The organism is Arsenicibacter sp. R0_47 (genome assembly GCF_057652235.1).
This window is the reverse complement of record NZ_JBYFCJ010000012.1, coordinates 102581-123612: the sequence shown is the minus strand read 5'-3', so window position 1 is coordinate 123612 and position 21032 is coordinate 102581. Positions and strand designations below refer to the sequence as shown.

The following is a 21032-nucleotide window of genomic DNA, read 5'->3' as shown; positions in this document are numbered from 1 at the left end:
TTGTAAGTTATTGTTTTTTAGTGTGTTGTATTTTTGGTGTTCCGGTTAGTTGTCCGCAAACGGACGATGACCGGATAGGATCCTGCGTCTCCTGTCCGGATGGTTTTTATAAACTGGCTGGCGCAAGTAGAGACGCAATATCTTGCGTCTCCTGTCCGAATGGTTTTTATAAAATGGCTGGCGCAAGTAGAGACGCAAGATATTGCGTTTCCTGTCGGATGGTTTTTTATAAAATGGCTGGCGCAAGTAGAGACGCAAAATCTTGCGTCTCCTGTCCGGATGGTTTTTATAAAATGGCTGGCGCAAGTAGAGACGCAAGATATTGCGTCTCCTGTCCGGATGGTTTTTATAAAATGGCTGGCGCATCTGAGACGCAAGATATTGCGTCTCTACTCGGACCGCAATGCGTTTACCGGGTTGATTAGCGCTGCCTTGATCGCCTGTGAACTGACGGTTGCCATAACAATCAGGGTGGCAACTACCAGCGTAAGGACGATAATGCCCGGGCCAATGGCAATGCGGTAGGCATAACCGGCCAGCCACTGATCCAGCGTATACCAGCCAATCGGGGCACCGATCAGGAACGCGATCAGCATCAGTTTCAGAAACTGAACCGATAATAGCTGAATAATACTGCCCACGGAGGCACCGAGTGCTTTCCGGATGCCAATTTCTTTGGTACGCTGTTGGGCCGTATAGGCAGCTAAGCCGAACAGTCCGAGGCAGGTAATGAAAATGGTAAGTCCGGAAAAAAGGCCGGTCAACACCCCGATCCGTTGTTCGGCGACAAATTTGGCTTTGTATGATTCATCCGCAAAGGCGAAATCAAACGGGTAGTTGGGTTCGTATTTTTTAAAAACGGCTTCAATCGTTTCCAGGCTGCCGGCAACCGGCCGTTCGGGGTTCAGGCGGATACTGGTCCAGTTAAGCGCTACGGATTTATTCGGCCCCGAAACAATAACGGGATTGACGGCTTCATAAGGGGAAGCAAAAATAAAATCCTTCACAACCCCGACGACATGCCAGTCCTGATTCAGAAAACGGATGGTAGCCCCCAGCGGCTGACTAAGCCGCATGGTTTTTACGGCGGTTTCATTGAGCATCACCGCGTTTGAATCGGTGGGGTACCGGTACACGTCGAGTTCACGACCGGCGGCCAGTTTTGTGCCGGTGGTTTGCAGGAAATGCGCATCGGTGCCGAAACGGTCAAACTCAAGGTCTTTGTCGGCTTTGGTACTGCCCTGCCAGCTGAGGCCCCACTGCCGCGTATTGATTTCGGTCATCGGCCCCATTGACTGACTGACCGAAACAGCAGCCCCGCTTTTGATCAGGTCCTGTTGCAGCGCTGTAACATGGGAGGATAGGTTGCCGTTGAGGTAACTGAACAGCAGGTTGTTCTGGTTATAGCCGTTGTCGCGCTCCCGGGCATAGCTGATCTGTTGTCTGATCACCAGCGTACCGATAATCAGCACAATGGCAAAGGTGAACTGGAGCACAACCAGCCCTTTTCGCGGCGAAAAAGCGGACTGTGCCGGTCTGAACGTGCCTTTTATAATCCGGATGGGCTGGAAATTAGCCAGATATAAAGCGGGATAACTGCCCGCCAGCAGGCCGGTAAAGAGGACAAAGGCAAAGGCCATCAGCCAGAAGGTCCAGGAACCAAAGCCCGGTGACAGGTGCTTGCCGGTAATTTCGTTGAAAACCGGCAGGCAGCATAACAGCAGCCCCAGCGTTACCACACCGGCGACAACTGCCAGCAGCACCGATTCGCACAGAAACTGGAAAATAAGCGATGATCTCAGCGCCCCCGCCACTTTCCGGACCCCGATTTCCTTCGCCCGTTTTTCGCTGCGGGCAGTACTCAGGTTGACAAAATTGACGGCTGCCACCAGCAGGATCAGCGCCGCAATGACCGCAAATAACCGGACCGTAACGATTTGGCCGGCAACCAGCTGCCCGTTTTCCTGCTTTGCATAGAGGTGCCACCGGCTGGCCGGATGCAGAAAAATTTGCCGGTGCGAAACATCATCCAATATACCGTTCAGTTGCCGGGCCGTCACGGCCTTGATCTTCGCATCGACTGCACTGGCGGAGGCGTTGGGTTTCAGCAGGACAAATGAATAGTCATTGTTGGAGCTCCATTCGTCGGAACCCCGGCCCTGAGCAATAAAATAAGCGTAGGGCAGGAGGTATTCCACCTTGCTGAAGCGTGAATTATCGGGCAGGTCGTCCAGCACGCCTGTAACCAGAAAGCTGTCGGTATGATCGAGCTGAACGGTTTTGCCAATGGCTTCGGCCGTGCCAAAAAGTCGGACGGCCAGTGATTTGGTCAGAACGATTCCCGTTGGTTCGCGGAGGGCGGTCTGAACGGTGCCCGCCACAAACGGGAAGTCGAACAGCGTCAGAAACGACGGATCGGCGAAGGCGCCGTCGGCATTGAGGTGGTTGCCGGTCGTTGTGAATAAAAACGACGTGGGCCGGTACCGTGCCGTAGCCTCAATGTCCGGATAATGGGCGGCCAGATACGGTGCCAGCGGGCGCGGGGTGGTTTCCCAGGCCTGTGTTTCTCCGCTGAACGTATCGCGGTTGTAGACCTGATAAATCCGGTCAGTTTTTGGGTAAAAACGGTCGTAGGTCTGTTCGCTCTGAATCCACAGGCCGATGAGGGCGGCGGCCGTCATGCCCACGGCCAGCCCGGCAATGTTAATGAACGCAAAGCCTTTGGCACGTACCAGGTTGCGCACCGCAATTTTAAGATAATTCCGGATCATGATCGTATTTGTTGGGTTCTGGGAAAAAACGGTATCGGTATTCCGTTGGGCGAGTGCCAGGGGCACCAGCGAGAGTACATCGCGTACATACCGCCATTGTGCCTGCCGCAGCCCTGCCTCCCTGATGCGCTGCTGAAACAGCTCGTCGAGGTCACCTTCCAGCTCCTCGGCCAGGTGGGGCGGGCAGCACCAGTGCAGCAGGCGCGTGGCCAGTCGGGGTGGTTTGTTTGGCATAGGCTTTAGAATGGATAATGAATAATGTATAATGGCTTGATAAAGAGATGATAATGATTGGCCGGGACATTTTACGGGCGCATTATACATTGCTCATTCTCCATTATTCATTACTAGTTACTCAGACCGTAAGGATTTGACCGGATTCATCAGGGCGGCTTTCAGGCTCTGGTAACTGACAGTTAACAGCGTAACGACTAACACACTGAGTCCGGCCAGTACAAAAATCCACCACGACAACTCAATCCGGTAGGGGTAATTCCGGAGCCAGTCCGACAGGATAATGTAAGCCAGCGGCGTTGCCAGACAGAAGGCGATGGCTACCAGCACCACATATTCTGTTGAGAGCAGTTGCCAGACGTTAAACACCGAAGCGCCCAGTGCTTTCCGGATACCGATTTCTTTGGTACGCTGCTCGGCCATAAATGAAGCCATGCCGAATAGACCCAGGCAACTGATCAGGATAGCCAGGATGGTAAAGCCGCCGGCCAGCCGGCCAATCCGCTGTTCGGTCCCGAATTTCCGGTTATACTGATCATCGGCAAACTTGTAGTCGAACGGTGAATCCGGGCTGTAGCGTTTAAAGACCTGCTCTACTTTTGCCAGAGCGTCAGTAGTCGATAGCTGTGGTGCCAGGCGGATGTTGATGGTGTTCACATTCCTGTAGTTGACGGCGAAAAAGGATGGACTGACCGGCCTGAACGGGTCTTCTTTGATCATGTCATGGATAACACCGATTACGGTATATTGCCGCCCGCTCTGCACAACGGTCTGGCCGATTGGCGACCCGCCATTCCGCTGCCCGAAGCCCATTAGTTTCACGGCTGCTTCATTCAGGATCATTGAGGCGCTGTCGGTCGGGAAGTCGCGGGAAAAATCCCGGCCTTCCTTAATCTGCCAGCCAACTGTTTTGCCATAGTCATGCGTTACGTAATTTGACATCACCAGCGGTTTGCTGTCGTCCTTTTTACCCTTCCACGAAATATCGGTGGTGCCCCCGGCTTGTTCTGTGATTAAGTCCGTCGATTCAGACATACCGGCGACGGCGCCTGTATTGAGCAGATCAGTACGCAGAGCGGTGTAGTGGCCACGCAATTCCGGAGCATTCATACTCATCTCAATCAGACCAGTGCGGCTATAACCCACCGGACGGCCTTTGGCGTGTTCGATTTGCCGGAATACGATAACTGTCCCGATAATCAGTGTAACGGAAACCGTAAACTGAAAGCCCACCAGTACCCGGCGCGGAATGGTAGCTGACCGGCTGGACTGTAATACGCCTTTAAGTACTTTAACGGGTTGAAAGGCTGACAGATACAGGGCAGGATAGCTGCCCGCAATCAGGCCGGTCAGCACACTGAAGCTCAGGCCGGCCAGCCAGAATACCGGATTTGTCCATAAAATGACCAGCTTTTTTTCGGCAACCTGATTGAAGAAGGGGAGGGTGAGCAGTACAATCAGCAGGCTTATCGTAAACGCCAGCAATGTCATCAGCAGCGACTCGCTGAAAAACTGGCCTATCAACTGGCTGCGCAGTGACCCGATTGCTTTCCGGATACCTACTTCCTTCGCCCGTTTTTCGCTTCGGGCAGTGCTGAGGTTCATGAAGTTGATACAGGCCAGCAGCAGTACAATAACGCCGATGCTGCCAAACAGCCAGACAAATGTGATGAGCCCTCCGGTATTTACCCCGTCTTTAAAATCGGAATACAGGTGCCATTTGCTCATCGGGTGCAGGAAAAATTCAGGTTTATAACCCGGCGGATTATCCCGCTTCATCCGGATATCTTTTATTTTGGCTGAAACAGCTTCAAAATCAGCACCCGGCTTGAGTTGAACGAAAATCTGGTACGAATTTGAATCCCATTGATCCTGATCCCGTTTGGCATTTTCGTTATTGGCCGCAAAAAACTTCCAGGGAACCAGAAACAGTACGTCCTTGAACGTGCTGTTGTCCGGAAAGTCCTGGTAAACACCAGCCACTCTGACAGTCTGTTTGTTGTTCAGCCGGATCAGCTTGTTGAGCGGATCTGTGGTGTCGAAAAGGGTATGTGCCAATGATTCGGCCAGTAAAATCGAATTAACATCAGCGCTCCCGAACCGTGTGCCTGAGCGCATATTTAGCGAGAGCATATCAATCAGTTCAGGTTCAACATAATTGCCGGTTTTAAAAAGTTTGCGTTCGCCGGCCGCCACAATAACGTTACGCGATACAGACAGTCCAACGGATTCAAAATCAGGGTATTTGCTTCGTAGCTCCTGCGCCAGTGGGATAGGCATGACATCATAGGCTGCTTTTTCGGCATCAAACTTGACAAACTGCCACAATATCGCCAGCCTGTCATGGTGTTTGAACTGCCGGTTAAACGACAGTTCGTCGTATATCCACAGACCGATCAGCATCGCCACAGCCATACCTGATGCCAGCCCGAATACGTTGATGAAGGAATAGACCTGATTTCTGGCCATATTCCTGAAAGCGATTTTAAAATAATTCCGGATCATGATCGTATTTGTTGGTTTCTGAGAAAAAACGGTATCGGTATTCCGTTGGGCGAGCGCCAGGGGCACCAGCGAGATCACATCGCGTACATACCGCCATTGTGCCTGCCTCAGCCCTGCCTCGGGTATGCGCTGCTGAAACAGCTCATCGAGGTCGCCTTCCAGCTCTTCGGCAAGGTGGGGCGGACACAACCAGTGCAGCAGGTGCGTGGCCAGTCGGGGTGGTTTGTTGGGCATAGGCTTTAGAATGGATAATGAATAATGTATAATGGCTTGATAAAGAGATGAAAATGATTGGCCGGGACATTTTACGGGCGCATTCTCCATTGCTCATTTTCCATTAGTCATTAATTAAATCCCGGAATGGCATTCCACATCTGGTTACGCAGTTGCCGGACTTCTTCCAGCACACGACGCCCGTAGGCCGTTACGGTATAGAGTCGTTTGCGGCGGCCACCGCGTTCGGCCGTCATGCCGCCCATCTCGGAGCTGACCAGTCCTTTTTCCTGAAGCCGGTTGAGGGCCGAATGAACAGCCCCCAAATTGACTGACCGCCCCATCTGCTGTTCAATTTCGTTGACAACGGCTGCCCCGTAAGCGTCGCCTGAGCGGATGGCTACGGCCAGTAAAACCACTTCTTCAAACTCGCCTAAGTACGTTCCTTTCATGTTCTGGTAATTACTTGTGTAAATGTATGACAAATGGCAGGCCAGAATATTAAATACCCTGTAAATGAGATAATTTGCCTTAAATCGTGTGAGCTATTGATGACGTATGTGTCCATTAATGGACACTTGCTGTACAGTGCCGGACAAATAACCGGCGGAATCGGTAGGTTCAGACAGGTAGTATGCTTTCAATTACTGACCCGGCTAACCGGGATAGCCATTATCCATGAAACCACAGTTCGGTATAAACCTGTATGACCTGTTTTTCTTTGCGGCCATCTGCGTGGGCACCACGTTTGGTCTGCTGTTGCTGCTGGCAAAGCGGATAAACCGGCCGGCCAACCGGTTTCTGGGGCTGGTCCTGCTGACGATTGTGCTCTGGATAGTCTGGGTTGCGGCGATTGACATTGATCTGGGACGGTATATTCCGCGCTGGAGCTGGTGGCCGCTTCAGTATTCGCTGACCATCGGGCCGCTGCTGTATTTCTACGTCCGCAAACGCACCGATCCGGCCTGGCACATCCGTTCCCGCGACCTGTGGCACCTGAGTCCGTTGCTGCCCGAGCAGGCCGTGCAACTGCTGCAAATCCGGGAAAGCTGGCAGACGCAGCAGCCGACCTACAACACAACGGTCTTTGGGTTATGGAATCCGGTACTACAGCTGGGTGCCATCATCTCGGTAACGGTTTATCTGGTACTGTCGCTGAAGCGCCTCCGGGCGTTTGACCGCGACGTGGCCGGTCAGCTGAGCGACGCCAGCCGGTACCAGTCGCAGTGGCTACAGCGGTTGCTGGTGCTTTTCGGTGTCTTATGGCTGACCTGGATACCGTATACGCTGGTCGATTATATTGTCTACGACTACCGGCTGGACATTGTCAGCTATTACCCGCTTTACCTGCTGCTCGCCGTGATGACGATCTGGATCGGGGCAGAGTCGTTTCTGCGGCCCGAACTGGTGATTGTGGAGATTGACAAACCAAAAACTGTCGTCACTGAAGGAGAAACGCCTACCCCCGAGCTGCTGGAAAAAGGGCGCTGGCTGCGGCAGCAACTCGAAGAAAACCTGTTTTACCTGGACGCCGGCCTGACCCTTCGTTCACTGGCTGAAGCCTTGCAGCTGCACCCCAATGAGTTGTCGCGGATGATCAATCTGGGTACCGGCAAAAACTTCAGCGACCTGATCAATGGCTACCGTGTCGGCGAGGTGATACGCAAAATGAAAGACCCTGCCTACGACCGGATCACGCTGCTGGGTATTGCCTATGATTCGGGCTTTAATTCGAAGACGACCTTTAACCGGACCTTTAAAGAACTGGTGGGCGAGACACCGGCAAGCTTTAAAAACGGGCTGAAAAAAGCGACCAATTTATAAGCCGGGGCGTTTTGGACAGGTTTTCCGGCCATTTTGCGGTGTTTTCAGGTCAACACACTTATGCAACGCCGCTTTTATTACGTACTCTTCGTTTTGTTTTTCGCTGGTACTGCCGTCGCGCAGTCGCCGGAATTTGTCAGTACACAGGGCATTACGGCTGACATCCATCGGGCCAATGTCGGTAAAATTATCTTTACCGATAAAGACATTCCGCTGGCTTCGCTACGGGAGACCGACTTTCTGAACCAGTACACACTGACCAACAAAAGTAACCTGTTCATGACGGTGTTTATGGGCACGTCGCTGACCAACGCCATGCACCAGATAGCGCCCGGACTGTCAGCTGATTCGCTCACAAAAAACGGCGGTTACCAGTTTACGTTTTTTGTCGACGGCCGGCAGATTTATCAGAGCAATCTGCACCCCGGGGCGCCCTATGCCCGCATCAAAAATACCGAAACCCTGATCCGGAAACCCCTGATCGATAACCAGCACGAAGGCGCGTGGTGGAGTCAGTCGGCCTGGGGGCGGTTTATCTATAACGGCGGCGATCAGGCCCTGACGGACGGCCCGCATGTGTTCCGGCTCGACATCCGGCCGTATGTGAATTACGCCAGTCCCGTGGCCGGTGAATTAATAGCATCCGGTGAACTGAAACTGACTGTAAAGCGCAGGCCCGTCATCAATCTGGCGGCAGTGCAGCTGACCGCTCCGAAGCCGTATCCTGGTCTGCCGGTGTCCGCGGAGCCGTTTGATGCTGACAAAATCAAGATGCTGAAAGGGAGTATTGACGAAGGCGTTTTCCGGAACATTACGAGTGTCGTGGTGCTGAAAAACGGGAAAATCCTGATCGAGGAGTATTTTAATGGCGCTGGCCGCGATTCGCTGCACGACGTGCGGTCGGTGGGGAAAAGCTTTGCTTCGGCGCTGACCGGCATTGCCCTGCATGATGGGTATCTGAAAAGCGTTGACCAGCCATTATCGGCTTTTTATGACCTGAAACAGTACGCTGATTATTCAGCCGCCAAGGCCAATACCCGGCTGGCTGAGCTGCTGACCATGAGTTCGGCTTTCGATGGTGACGACAACGACGACAGCTCGCCGGGCAACGAAGAAAACATGTACCCGACGCCCGACTGGATTAAGTTTGCGCTTGACCTGCCGGTGTTGCCGCAGAAATTCGGGGGGAAATGGCATTACTTTACGACCGGCGTTGTGCTGCTGGGCGATGTGCTGAACAAGGTAGTGCCTGGGCAGCTGGAGCAGTATGCAAACCGGACGCTCTTCGGGCCGCTGGGCATCACAACCCATCAATGGGCCTACACCCCGCAAAAGGCGGTCAGCATGGCGGGCGGTATCCGGATGAAAGCCCTGGATTTTGCCAAATTCGGTCAGCTTTACAAAAATAACGGCCGCTGGAATGGCCGGCAGGTGTTACCGGCGGCGTGGGTGCAGCAGTCGTTTCAACACCACAAACCGCTGCCCGACCGGCCGGACGAGTTCTACGGCTATCTGTTCTGGAACAAGACTTATCAGGTGCAGGGAAAGCGCTACGAAACGTACTATTGTACGGGCAATGGCGGAAACAAAATCTTCGTGTTCAGGGATCAGCCGCTTGTGGTGGTGGTGACGGCCAGGGCCTACAACCAGTATTATGCCCATCCGCAGGTTGACCGGATCATGGAAGCGTTTGTGCTGCCGGCGGTAGTTTTAAAGGGCGAGAGAATGAAAGAATGAAAGAGCGGCTGTCGCGTAGCGGAACCTGCCTTTGTGGAAAAAGAGCGGCTGAAGCATCGTATAAAGAGCGGCTGTTGCGGACGGATAGGGAACTGGCCGGAAATTTGCTGCCATAAGAAATCATGCCCATCAGTCAATCATACTAATCATAGGGCAGTAAACAACAACCTGATGAATCGTCGTTTTTTTTTGAAAGTAGGCGCCCTTACCGGAGGTGGCTTGCTGATTGGCATTGGAACCCCGGGGCTGGCAGATGCCGGTGAACCGGACGAAACGTATACGCAGCTCAGTACATTTCTGAAAATCGGCCGGGACAACAGCATCCATGTTATGCTGTCGAAAGTAGAAATGGGACAGGGGATCTGGATGACCTTGCCTATGCTGATTGCCGAGGAGCTCGATTGTGACCTGAACAAAATCAAGGTCGAAGCCAGCCCGCCGGGGCAGGCAGCCGATTTTACGGGAAAACTTGTCTACCGCTCAACCGGCGGCTCCGAATCGACAAAACAGGAATTTGACCGTTACCGGCAGGCTGGCGCTGTCGCCAGAACGATGCTCGTGGCGGCGGCCGCGCGGAAAATGGGCGTTACCCCCGCCGAGTGCCGCACGCAAAACGGCTGGGTTATTTCCGGGACGAAATATGTCCGCTACGGCGAAGTAGCCGCTGCGGCGGCCCTGCTGCCCGTTCCGGAAGTGACGTTGCGGGAGCCCAAAAGCTGGAAATACAGGGATTTTTCAAAAACGGATGGATATACCGGATGAAATTTATCGGAAATGGTAGCGCCAGACCATGCCCTGACGCTACCGTTTCCCATTTACTCCGATTTCAGCGACTTCACCGGATTCACCGTGGCCGCTTTGATGGCCTGATAGCTGACAGTCAGTAAGGCGATGAAAATGGCCGCGATACCGGAGACCAGGAACATCCACCATTCCACCTCAATGTGGTAGGCAAATTCTTCCAGCCATTTGTTGGTCGCCCACCAGGCAACCGGGAAGGCAATGGCGTTGGCAATCAGGACGAGCTTCAGGAAATCTCCGGATAACAGCGCCGTCAGGCTGAACGTGCTGGCACCGAGTACTTTCCGGACGCCGATCTCCTTGATACGCTGCTCGGCGGCATAGGTCGCCAGACCGAACAAACCCAGACAGGCAATGAAAATCGTGGCCAGAGACACCCAGATCAGCATGGTTTCGCGCCGCTGGTCTTCCTGATAAAACAAAGCCAGCTGGTCGTCGAGGAAATGGTATTCGAGCAGGTGGTCCGGGTCAATGCCGGTCATGATGTGATTCATAGCAGCCAGGGTTGCCGGTATGTCATGCCCGTCAATGCGGGACGTGAAATAGTCAATATTCGTAACCGGATTCCGTTGGTAGGCCAGCACCATCGGGGCAATCTTCTCGCGGATCGACTGAAAATGAAAGTCTTTCACGATGCCGATCACCCGCGCCTTAAACGATTGATTTGTCTCGTAAACCGGCATAAAACTTCCGCCGAATGCCATAGCGGGAATATCAATCAGCTGGTCGGAGGGTTCGTTGATGTTGAGCGCCTTAGCGGCCGTTTCGTTCAGGATGACAGACGATGAATCGCTCAGCCCGGCAAACGTCCGGCCCTTAAGCAGTTGTACGGCAAAGGTCTGACTGAACTGCTCATCAACGCCGAGGATATAGGCGGTTTTGGGCTCCATCGTACTGCCGTCCTGCTTTAGTTTGATCAGCGGAATATTCTTCCACTCTCCCGGCACCCGCGAGGTAACCGACACCTGTTTCACCGCCGGCAGTTTACTGAATTCAGCCTGAATCGTAGCCGCTCCGTTTCTGACCTTTCCGCTGTTAATATCGACCACCAGCAGCAACTCCTTGTTGAAGCCAAGGTCCTTGTTGTTGGCATAGCGCACCTGCCGGTAGAGCACAATCGTGGCCACCATCATCACCACTGAAATGGCAAACTGAAACACCACCAGACTTTTCCGCAGTGACAGGTCACGTCTGTTCGAAAACCGTACGCTTTTGAGTAACAGCAGCGGACTGAACCGCGAAAGCAGCAGCGCCGGATAACTGCCCGACAGCAAACTGGTCAGCACGAGGGCGGTAACTGCCAGCAGCCAGATGCGGTAATCGGTCCGGAAACCGAGCGACAGAGCCTTGTTGGTGAACTCATTGAAAGCCGGCAGCAGCAGGTTTACCGCCAGAACGGCAAGTGCAAAGGCAATGGCCGTAACAACCAGCGATTCAGTCAGAAACTGCCCGATGAGGTGGCTGCGGAACGCCCCGCTGGCCTTCCGGACACCGATTTCCTTCGCCCGGTTGGCCGCCCGGGCGGTGGCCAGATTCATGTAGTTGATGCAGGCAATGAGAAGAACAAACAACGCAACAATGGCAAAAATCCGGAGGTAGAGCAACGTGCCCGTAGCCATGCTCTGCACGTTTCCGTTCCGCGCGCCATCGGTAATGTGCTGCGAATGGAGGTGCATATCGGCCAGCGGCTGTAGTGCGTAGCGGACCGATGTACCGGCTTCCGGTTTGGCGTTGGCATTGAGCAGGGTATTAATCTTATTGGCCGTTGCTACAGGATCAGCCTGTTCTTTCAGCAGAAAAAAGGTCTGGTAGGACTGCGACAGCCAGTCGGATGTTTGCTGCTCAAAACGGGGCAGGCCTTTTAACGTTTCTTCAGACAGTACGTAGGTAAAGTCAAAGCTCGAATTTCGCGGGTGATTCTTCAGAACGGCGGTAATTTTCAGCGCCTTATCGGGAATGAAATCCAGAAAAACGGTTTTGCCGACGACATCGCTGGTCTGAAACAGCCGTTGGGCGAATTCTTCGGTCATCACTACCGAGTTCGGTTCGTCGAGTGCGGCCTTGCCGTTACCGTCCAGTGTCTCAAAATCAAAAACGGCCAGCAGACCTTTATTACCCAGTGTAACGGTTTCCTGAAACGCGTGCTTGTTGGCCGGATTGGTAATGTTGGCTCTGCCGAGGCGGACCAGCCGTGCCGTGTTTTCGACCTCGCTGATCTGACGGGGAGCCTGCTCGGAGATGTTGTAGCTCGATGCTGCAACCGTAACCTCGTCGGCAGGCATTTTTTTGTGCTGAATCGCCCGGTAAATGCGGGCCTGCCGACTATGTTGCTGATCGAACGTCAGTTCATCGAACAGATACAGGCCAATGAGCAGAAAACAGGTCAGACCAAAGGCCAGCCCGGCCACGTTGAGCGACGTATATACTTTGTGCCGCTTCAGCGAGCGGAGCGCTATTTTGACGTGATTACGAAACATAAGCACTTGGTTTGGAACGGGATAATCATCGATACGGGGTTTTTCCGGACGCCGGATGAACTCCGGCCGAACATAGGCCAGCACATCGCGCCAGTACTGCCGCCTTGCCCTGCCCACACCCTCCCGGGCGGCGCGCATAGCAAACCGTTCGTGGAGGTCGCCGAGGACGTCCTCCCGCAGGTGCGGTGCACAGAACCAGATCAGCAGCCGGTCAGCAAGGCGGGGCGGCGTTTGGGGCATAAGGGCAGCGAATTGACCTTCCAGGAAGTTCAAAACTTCCTGGAAGGTAGCAATGATTATTCCGATTTCAGTGATTTAACGGGGTTGATGAGTGCAGCCTTGATGCTCTGGAAACTGACCGTCAGGAGGGCAATGCTGATGGCCAGCATACCGGCCAGCACAAATACCCACCAGTCGATGGTGATCCGGTACGCGAAGTCGTCTAACCACTGGTTCATGACGTACCAGGCGAGCGGCGAGGCAATGACGATGGCAATCAGAACGAGCTTCAGGAAATCTTTGGAGAGCAGGGCCACAACGCTGGTGACACTGGCCCCGAGCACCTTCCGGACGCCAATCTCCTTGGTCCGCTGTTCGGCCATGAAGGCGGCAAGCCCGAACAGGCCCAGACAGGCAATCAGGATGGCCAGCACCGAGAACAGGAGTACCACCGAGGCAATCCGCTGTTCGGCGCGGTAAACCTGATCGAAGTTGTCCTGTAAAAACGAATAGTTAAACGGCTGACCCGGTGCCATTTTTTTCCATTTCGCCTCAATCTGGCTGATTATCGCCGGAACATCGGCCGTTTTGCTGAGCCGGAAAGCGGCCGAAGTGGTGTTCGGCTCCAGCACCAGCGACAAGGCACCGATGTTGCTCCGTAATGACTCAAAGTGGAAGTTTTTCACAACCCCGATGACCGTGTAATTTTTATGCGTTTTCCCTTCCGGATCGTTAAAACGGTAGATACGCATCCCAATCGGGTTCTTAACGCCGAGGATTTTAACCGCCGTTTCGTTCAGGATAATACCGGCGGAGTCGGTGCCGAAGGAGCGGGAAAAGTTGCGCCCCTGCATAATATCCATACCCAGCGTTTTCACGTAATCGTAATCGACGGCCCAGCTCTGCATATTCAGACTTTTGGCCGGATCGGATTCGCCTTCCGGAAAAAAGCCGCTGTCGTTCCGGTTCGACGGGGTTGGTAAAAAGCCGGATAAGCTGCCGGCAACTACGCCGGGTAACTGCAACACCTCTTTCCGGAACGTTTCGGGGCCGATATTGCCAAGGCCGTATACGTCGTTGATAATGAGTAGCTGGTCGCGGTCGAAGCCCAGTTTTTTGGTCTGGATGTAATGAATCTGCCGGTAAACCACCAGCGTTCCGACAATGAGCAACACGGAGGTGGCAAACTGAAAGACTACGAGGCCGCTGCGCAGGTTCAGGCTTTTGAGGCTGTTCTTGACCGTGCCTTTCAACACACTGACCGGCCGGAACGACGACAGGAAAAAGGCCGGATAACTGCCCGCCAGCACGCCGACTACGATTGGCAACAGAGCGATGCCGGCCAGCATTCGGGGTGTCAGCAAGCGCTCGAAGGTTAAGTCTTTGGCGGTAAGGTCGTTGAACAAAGGCATTACGGTCGTTAGAATGCCCAGGGCCAGTACCAGCGACAGCGTTGTCATCAGGATCGACTCGGCCATAAACTGCCCGATCAGCTGGCTGCGTTCGGAGCCAAGCACTTTGCGGACGCCGACCTCGCGGGCCCGTTTCGATGACCGCGCCGTTGCCAGGTTCATGAAGTTGATGCAGGCAATCAGCAGGATAAACAGCGCAACGGCCGAGAAGATGTACACGTACTGAATGTCGCTGTTGGCACCCAGCTCAATGGTCTGTTTCGACCGCAGGTGAATGTCGGTCAGCGGCATCAGCCAGAACCGCATGGAATTGCCGGTTTTGGTAAATTCTTCCAGTGTACTGCCCAGAACCTGCTTCACCTGTGGCCCGGCATAGGTTTTAATCACCTGATCGAAATTACGTTCAAAGACCTTCGGATCGGTGCCGGGCTTCAGGACAATGTAGGTGTGGTGGTTAACGCTCAGCCACTGCCCCCACGGGTAGTCATCGTTCTGCATCGACAGCAGAAAATCGCTCCGGAAGTGGCTGTTCAGCGGCATATCGCGCATAACGGCCGTTATGGTAAACGTCAGCCGGTTGTCGAAGGTCAGTGTCTTGCCGACCGCCTGCTGATCGCCGAAATACCGTTTGGCTGCCGATTCGCTGATCACCACTGCGTTCGGGGAAGCCAGCGCGCGTTTGGGCTCGGCACCCGCAACGAGCGGCAGCGTAAAGACATCAAACACGGTAGAATCGGCAAAAAGGATGTCTTTTTCACTCCGGCTCTGCACCTCGTCGGTCCGCTTAACCAGCCATGTACCCCGCTGATGCAGGCGCGTGTAAGCTTCTACCTGCGGGTAATCTTTTTTCAGAGCAGCTCCCAGCGGATCGGGCGAAACGGCAAAATGCATGTCGTTGCCCCCGAAATGAATATCCGAATTAATGCGGTAAATCCGGTCGGCTTTGGTATGGAAGCGGTCATAGCTCAGCTCATCGAGCACGTAGAGCGAAATAAGCAGACAGCAGGCGATTCCCAGCGCCAGTCCGGAGACATTGATGACGGTAAACCCCTGCTGTTTGCGCAGCGTCCGCCAGGCGATTTTAAGATAATTTCGAAGCATTGTCGTATTTGTTGGTTTTGTGTATTCCGGTATCGGGTAACGTGCCGGTTCGGGTTGTCGTCGAATAAATTCAGGCCGGACATAAGCCAGCATATCGCGCCAGTACTGCCGCCTTGCCCTGCCCACACCCTCCCGGGCGGCACGCAGGGCAAACCGTTCGTGGAGGTCGCCGAGGACGTCCTCCCGCAGGTGGGGCGCACAGAACCAGTTCAGCAACCGGTCAGCAAGGCGGGGCGGCGTTTCTGACATAGGGTTATAGATTAACCTTCCAGGAAGTTCAAAACTTCCTGGAAGGTAGCAATGATTATTCCGATTTCAGTGATTTAACGGGGTTGATGAGCGCGGCTTTGATGCTCTGGAAGCTGACGGTCAGCAGCGTGAGCAGGAGCGCCCCCAGCCCGGAGAGGACAAAAATCCACCACGACAGGTCGGTACGGTATTCGTATTGCAGCAGCCAGTCATCGAGGAAGTACCAGGCCACCGGCGTGGCAATGGTGAAGGCGACCAGGACCAGCAGGATAAAATCGCGCGACAACAGCCCCCACAGGTTCAGGACCGAAGCACCCAGTACCTTGCGGACACCGATTTCCTTCGTCCGCTGCTCGGCAACAAACGAGGAAAGCCCGAATAAGCCAAGGCACGAAATCAGGATGGCCAGTACGGCGAAACCACCGGCCAGTTTCCCGATCCGTTCTTCAGAGGTAAACTTCTTGCCAAACTCGTCGTCGGCAAATTTGTAGTCAAACGGGGCGCTCGGAATCAGCTTTTTAAATGTCGATTCGATACCCGCCAGTGACTCCGTCGGACTTTTAGCCGGATTCAGTTTCAGAATCATCCAATTGACGTTTTCGTAGTTCATCATGTACACCGTCTGATAAACCGGCGTATATGGCGACTCCATCAGCATATCCTTGATCACACCGACAATCCGGTACTGACTGCTCCCCCAGGTAACCACCTTCCCGACCGGCGACCCGGTCAGGCCCATGAATTTAACGGCTGCTTCATTGATGACCATCGCCGAGGTGTCGGTCGAAAACTGCCGGGAAAAATCGCGGCCTTCCTTAAACTGCCAGCCGATGGTTTTGCCGAAATCATGCGTGACCCAGATGGTGTTAAACTCGCCGTCGACACCCGGTTTTTTGCCCGGCCATGAAAATCCGCCGTTATTCGACCACACCTGCGTAAGCGGGCTCGACGACTCCGCCATGTCCGTGATGAGGCCGGCATTGAGCAGTTGTGTTTTGAGTAGGTCATACTTGCCGTAGAATTCCTGTGACATCATCTGAATCATCACGACCCCGTCATTATTATAGCCGAGCGGCCGGTTTTTGGAGTGCTGAATCTGGCGGTAGACAATGACCGTTCCGATAATGAGCGTTACCGACACCGTAAACTGAACGACCACGAGCACCTTGCGGGGAACGGCGGCAAACCGGCCAACCCTGAACGTACCTTTAAGGACTTTAACCGGTTGGAATGAAGAAAGATACAACGCCGGATAGCTGCCTGCCAGCAGGCCGGTGATGATGATAAAGCCCAGACTCAGCAGCCAGAACAGGGCCTGTGTCCACGGGAAATCCATTTCCTTGCCTGCCACTTCGTTGAACCACGGCAGAAACAGTAACACAAGGTTCACGGCACCCACAAAGGCGATACCGACGATCAGAAACGATTCGCTGAAAAACTGGCTGATCAGCTGCGACCGTACCGAGCCGACGGCCTTGCGAATGCCCACTTCCTTGGCCCGTTTTTCGGAACGGGCGGTGCTGAGGTTCATGAAATTGATGCAGGCCAGCAGCAGGACAAAAATGCCGACAATGGCAAACAACCGAACATACTGGATATAGCCGCCGGTGTTGACGCCCTCTTCCCAGTCGTTGTACAGGTGCCAGCGCGACATGGGGTACATAAAAATTTCTGGTTTGTATTTTCGGTCTTCGGGATCAACGTTGTCGAGCTTTACATTTTTGATACGCGTGTTAACCGCTTCGAGCTGCACATTGTCAGCAAGTTGTGCGTAGAGCTGGAAGGAGTTGTTACCCCACTGGCGTTCGTCGTATGCTTTTTTTACCCACGTTTGGGTGCTGACATACAGCTTCCAGGGCGCAATAAACGTCAGCTCCCGGAAATCACTGTTATGGGGAAAGTCTTCGTAAATACCCGTCACCTTCACATCCGATTTATTATCGAGGCGGATGATTTTGCCCATCGGATTGGTCTCGCCGAACAGCGATTTTGCCGTAGAGGCCGACAGCAGCACCGAGTTATTGTCTTTCAGGCCGTCGCGGCTGCCTTTGATCATCGGCAGCGACAGGATTTCGGGCATATCCGCGCCCATGAAATTGCCGGACCGGGTAATTTTCTTGTCGCCATAGGTCAGAATACGGCTTCCCTGCCAGGTAGCCATTGCCATGTGTTTAAACGAACTGCCGTATTTGTTGCGCAGTTCATCTTCCAGCGGAACCGGAATAGCAATCTGTGTACCTGTTTTGCCGTTACTGGTCTGATGCTGCATGGCCTGCACTACGCGGTCGTAATTGGCAAATGACTTGTTATACGACAGTTCATCGTACAGCCACAAGCCGATCAGCATGGCCACCGCCATACCGGTAGCCAGCCCGAAAATGTTAATGAACGAGTAACCCTTGTGTTTCAGGAGAGTCCGCCACGCGATTTTGAGATAATTCCGGATCATTGTCGTATTTGCTGGTTTACTGTAGGTTTCGGTATAAGGAAATAAGGGTATTTCTGTCTGTTTTTGTCGTCTGATAAACTCCGGCCGTACGTAGGCCAGCACATCGCGCCAGTAGCGCCGGCGTGCGTTGCGCACACCCTCCCGTGCGTTGCGCAGGGCAAACCGCTCGTGGAGGTCGCCAAGGACGTCCTCCCGCAGGTGGGGGGCACAAAACCAGGCAAGCAGCCTGTCAGCGAGTTTGGGAGGTCTCATGGGGTAAAGAGTGAAAGAGTGGAAGAGAGAAAGAGTGGCTAAATTGTTTTCCGCTCTTTCTCTCTTCCATTATTCTGATCGAAGCGATTTTACCGGATTCATGAGCGCTGTTGCAATCGTTTTGCTGCTAATGGATACCAGTACCAGCAGCATGACCAATAGGGCCGGGGATGCAAAAAGCCACCAGCTTAATTCAATACGGACCGCATAATTGGCTAGCCAGTTTTTAATGATAAAGTAGGTGATTGGCAAGCCGATAAAGATGGATATCAGCACGGTTCGGATAAAATCCCCTGAGAGTAAGACCATTAAATTGATGGTACTGGCACCAATGACTTTACGAATGCCGATTTCCTTAGTCCGTTTGGAAACGGTAAACGTAGCCAGACCAAATAATCCTAAGCAGGAAATCAGAATGGCAAAGCCCGTTAAGGCCCCAAATACTTGCTGAAAGCGATCATCGGCTTTGTATTGTTTGTCATATTCACTGTCCAGAAAGAAGTAGCTGAACGGTGAATGAGGAAAGTTAGCCTCGTACACTTTTCTAAGCATAGTCAGCTGATCCCTGGCATTGCCACCTGCAAACTTCACGCTGGCGAACGAATCGAAATTGGGCGAGTACATGTGAATAATTGGGATATAGGCCGCCTTGGGCGATTCATAGTGGTAATTTTTGACAACACCCCGAATCGTTGCTTTGCGCCCCCAGAGGTCTACCTGTTTCCCGATAGCTGCTGCGGGTGTGGGAATTTCCCAGAGTCGTATGGTTTCTTCGTTCACAATGAGTTGCCGGTTTGTTGGATCCGAAAAGGCTGGCTGGGTCGAAGCATCAAAGTTTTCCCCCGCCAGTAACGTAAGGCCCATCAGCCCGATAAATGATGTATCTATCTGAGTCAGGTAATAATTGTAGGAGGTTTTCTTGATGGCGTCTGACAGATTAACGCCTGTTGTCGTACCCATGTGGGTCGATCTCAAGCCTGGTACAGTACCGGAAAGAGACACCGCTTTGACCTGTGACTCGTCAAGTAACATTTGTCGGAACGCACCGTAATCCTTTTGGGCATTGGCTCCTGCCGGGGCTTTTACCACCAGGGTATGGTCTATGTTGACGCCTAAGTTTTGGTCACGCAAAAAGTTGACTTGCTTGTAAACCGCGAATGTCTGGGCCAGCAGAATAACGGTAACGGTGAATTGGAAAACCACCAGCGATTTGCGCAGCAGCGTGCCTCTGACAGAGCGGGAAAAGCTGCCTTTGAGAACAACAACCGGATCGAAGGACGACAGAACAAAGGCCGGATAAAAACCCGAAAGGCCAATGCTTAACAATAAAAAAGCCCCCAGACTTTCCCAGAAAAATGCGTCCTGAAATACGGTAAAGCCTTCAGGGAGGCCCGCTACCTCAACGAACACTGACCGAAGGGCGGCTACCAACCCCACCGCCAGTCCTCCGGCAACCAGGTTGATCAGCAACGTTTCCGTAAAAATCTGGGTCTTTATCTGTCTCCGCGTTGAGCCGACGACCTTTCTCATACCGATTTCCCGCGCCCGGTCGAGTGCTTTGGACGTGGTCAGATTTACGTAGTTGACAAAGGCGCTTAGTAACACTAGAAACGCTACGCCCAGCAGAAAATACACTGACCGTGCTTCATTATTGGGCTCCGTTTCGAAGGTTTTGTGGGAATACAAGTGAATATCGCTGATTTTCTGGCCAATCACCTGCTCATTCACAAGCCTCTTTTCTTTGTGTAATCGGTTGTTGAAGGCGATCAGCGATTTTTCAAAACGTTCGTAGCTGGCATTTTCGGCTAGCTGGACGTAGGTAAGGGTATTATTGCCCTCCCAGTTATCTTCCCGTTCGCCAAAGTCTGACAGCATCGTTGGATATGATAAAAGCATATCGAATTTCAGGTGCGTATTGGCCGGACTATCCGGCACTACGCCAATGACCTCCAACAGAATGCTACCTGCTGACTTTGGAATTTTCACAGTTTTACCCACCACATCCAGTGTGTTAAAGTAAGTCAACGCCATAGACTCCGTCAGAATAGCTTGCCGGGGCTTGGTAAAGAGGGCATTTCGGTTGCCCCGAATGAGCGGGTAGTTGAAAAGAGAGAAAAACGAAGAATCCACCGCCAGTACGCGCTCTACGAGGTGATAATTCTCACCAATTTGAACCGTTATATTGGGTTCACCGACTGGATAAGCACGGGTATAGTTGACTACCTGGCTCATTTCCCGCTTTATTCTGGCCCCAAGCGGTGGGTTTGTTTCCGTATCCTGCGAATAAACGGTACCACCATTCATATAGTCCATGGTAAGTCGCACGATCCGGTCTGCCAGCGGGTGCGTGTTCTCGTAGCTTAACTCAAAACGCACATACTGGATGATAAGCAGTGCCACTGCCAGCCCTGTAGCCAAACCAACCACGTTAATCATGGTGAAGGTGGTGTCTTTCCTGAATGTGCGCCAGGCAATCTTGATATAATTCCGTAGCATAGTTGTATTTGTTGGTTGAGGGTATACCTCAGGTTGTCGTCTGATAAACTCCGGCCGTACGTAGGCCAGCACATCGCGCCAGTAGCGCCGGCGTGCGTTGCGCACACCCTCCCGTGTGGTGCGCAGGGCAAAGCGCTCGTGGAGGTCGCCAAGGACGTCCTCCCGCAGGTGGGGGGCACAAAACCAGGCCAGCAGCCTGTCAGCGAGTTTGGGAGGTCTCATGGGGTAAAGAGTGAAAGAGTGGAAGAGTGGAAGAGTGAAAGAGCGGCTACTGCGCGGTAATTGAGCGGTC

10 protein-coding genes are annotated in these 21032 nt (G+C 53.2%); 3 read left to right on the top strand and 7 right to left on the bottom strand.

The annotated features are described in order from the left end of the window. Positions 1-389: 389 nt before the first annotated feature. From AC23NW_RS19765 to AC23NW_RS19755, 3 genes are all read right to left on the bottom strand, one after another. Entirely contained in the window at positions 390-3005 is a 2616-nt protein-coding gene (locus tag AC23NW_RS19765) for an ABC transporter permease (RefSeq protein WP_487451488.1), read from the bottom strand. A gap of 117 nt (positions 3006-3122) precedes the next feature. Next, complete coding sequence (locus AC23NW_RS19760; protein WP_487451486.1) at positions 3123-5744, bottom strand: ABC transporter permease; 2622 nt, start codon at positions 5742-5744, stop codon at positions 3123-3125. Positions 5745-5854: 110 nt separating this feature from the next. Continuing rightward, complete coding sequence (locus tag AC23NW_RS19755) at positions 5855-6175, bottom strand: PadR family transcriptional regulator (RefSeq protein ID WP_293837397.1); 321 nt, start codon at positions 6173-6175, stop codon at positions 5855-5857. A 226-nt stretch (positions 6176-6401) separates the two neighbouring features. On the opposite strand from AC23NW_RS19755, the gene AC23NW_RS19750 reads away from it, so the two are divergent. The 3 genes from AC23NW_RS19750 to AC23NW_RS19740 all read left to right on the top strand — a co-directional run bounded on the left by AC23NW_RS19750 (position 6402) and on the right by AC23NW_RS19740 (position 10046). Next, the gene (locus AC23NW_RS19750; protein WP_487451484.1) at positions 6402-7547 is read left to right on the top strand and encodes a helix-turn-helix domain-containing protein; all 1146 of its coding nucleotides are present in this window, start codon (positions 6402-6404) and stop codon (positions 7545-7547) included. 60 nt (positions 7548-7607) lie between these two features. Continuing rightward, positions 7608-9284, top strand: coding sequence for a serine hydrolase domain-containing protein (locus AC23NW_RS19745; RefSeq protein WP_487451482.1), 1677 nt, complete (start codon positions 7608-7610; stop codon positions 9282-9284). 171 nt (positions 9285-9455) lie between these two features. Then, positions 9456-10046 carry a molybdopterin cofactor-binding domain-containing protein gene (locus AC23NW_RS19740; protein WP_487451480.1) on the top strand — a complete coding sequence of 197 codons (591 nt, stop codon included), beginning with the start codon at positions 9456-9458 and terminating at the stop codon, positions 10044-10046. Positions 10047-10099: 53 nt separating this feature from the next. On the opposite strand, the gene AC23NW_RS19735 is transcribed toward AC23NW_RS19740, so the two are convergent. The 4 genes from AC23NW_RS19735 to AC23NW_RS19720 all read right to left on the bottom strand — a co-directional run bounded on the left by AC23NW_RS19735 (position 10100) and on the right by AC23NW_RS19720 (position 20962). Next, positions 10100-12802, bottom strand: a complete 2703-nt coding sequence (locus AC23NW_RS19735; protein ID WP_487451478.1) for a permease prefix domain 2-containing transporter — start codon at positions 12800-12802, stop codon at positions 10100-10102. A 56-nt stretch (positions 12803-12858) separates the two neighbouring features. Beyond that, positions 12859-15543: an ABC transporter permease gene (locus tag AC23NW_RS19730; RefSeq protein WP_487451477.1), complete on the bottom strand. Its 2685-nt coding sequence runs from the start codon at positions 15541-15543 to the stop codon at positions 12859-12861. 55 nt (positions 15544-15598) lie between these two features. After that, complete coding sequence (locus tag AC23NW_RS19725; RefSeq protein WP_487451475.1) at positions 15599-18244, bottom strand: ABC transporter permease; 2646 nt, start codon at positions 18242-18244, stop codon at positions 15599-15601. A 69-nt stretch (positions 18245-18313) separates the two neighbouring features. After that, positions 18314-20962 (bottom strand): permease prefix domain 2-containing transporter, encoded by a 2649-nt coding sequence (locus AC23NW_RS19720; RefSeq protein ID WP_487451473.1) that lies wholly within the window; start codon positions 20960-20962, stop codon positions 18314-18316. Positions 20963-21032 lie beyond the last annotated feature (70 nt).

Coding starts and splice junctions, on each gene's coding strand:
- AC23NW_RS19765 (WP_487451488.1), bottom strand. CDS start 3,005: ATGCCAAACAAACCACCCCGACTGGCCACGCGCCTGCTGCACTGGTGC.
- AC23NW_RS19760 (WP_487451486.1), bottom strand. CDS start 5,744: ATGCCCAACAAACCACCCCGACTGGCCACGCACCTGCTGCACTGGTTG.
- AC23NW_RS19755 (WP_293837397.1), bottom strand. CDS start 6,175: ATGAAAGGAACGTACTTAGGCGAGTTTGAAGAAGTGGTTTTACTGGCC.
- AC23NW_RS19750 (WP_487451484.1), top strand. CDS start 6,402: ATGAAACCACAGTTCGGTATAAACCTGTATGACCTGTTTTTCTTTGCG.
- AC23NW_RS19745 (WP_487451482.1), top strand. CDS start 7,608: ATGCAACGCCGCTTTTATTACGTACTCTTCGTTTTGTTTTTCGCTGGT.
- AC23NW_RS19740 (WP_487451480.1), top strand. CDS start 9,456: ATGAATCGTCGTTTTTTTTTGAAAGTAGGCGCCCTTACCGGAGGTGGC.
- AC23NW_RS19735 (WP_487451478.1), bottom strand. CDS start 12,802: ATGCCCCAAACGCCGCCCCGCCTTGCTGACCGGCTGCTGATCTGGTTC.
- AC23NW_RS19730 (WP_487451477.1), bottom strand. CDS start 15,543: ATGTCAGAAACGCCGCCCCGCCTTGCTGACCGGTTGCTGAACTGGTTC.
- AC23NW_RS19725 (WP_487451475.1), bottom strand. CDS start 18,244: ATGAGACCTCCCAAACTCGCTGACAGGCTGCTTGCCTGGTTTTGTGCC.
- AC23NW_RS19720 (WP_487451473.1), bottom strand. CDS start 20,962: ATGAGACCTCCCAAACTCGCTGACAGGCTGCTGGCCTGGTTTTGTGCC.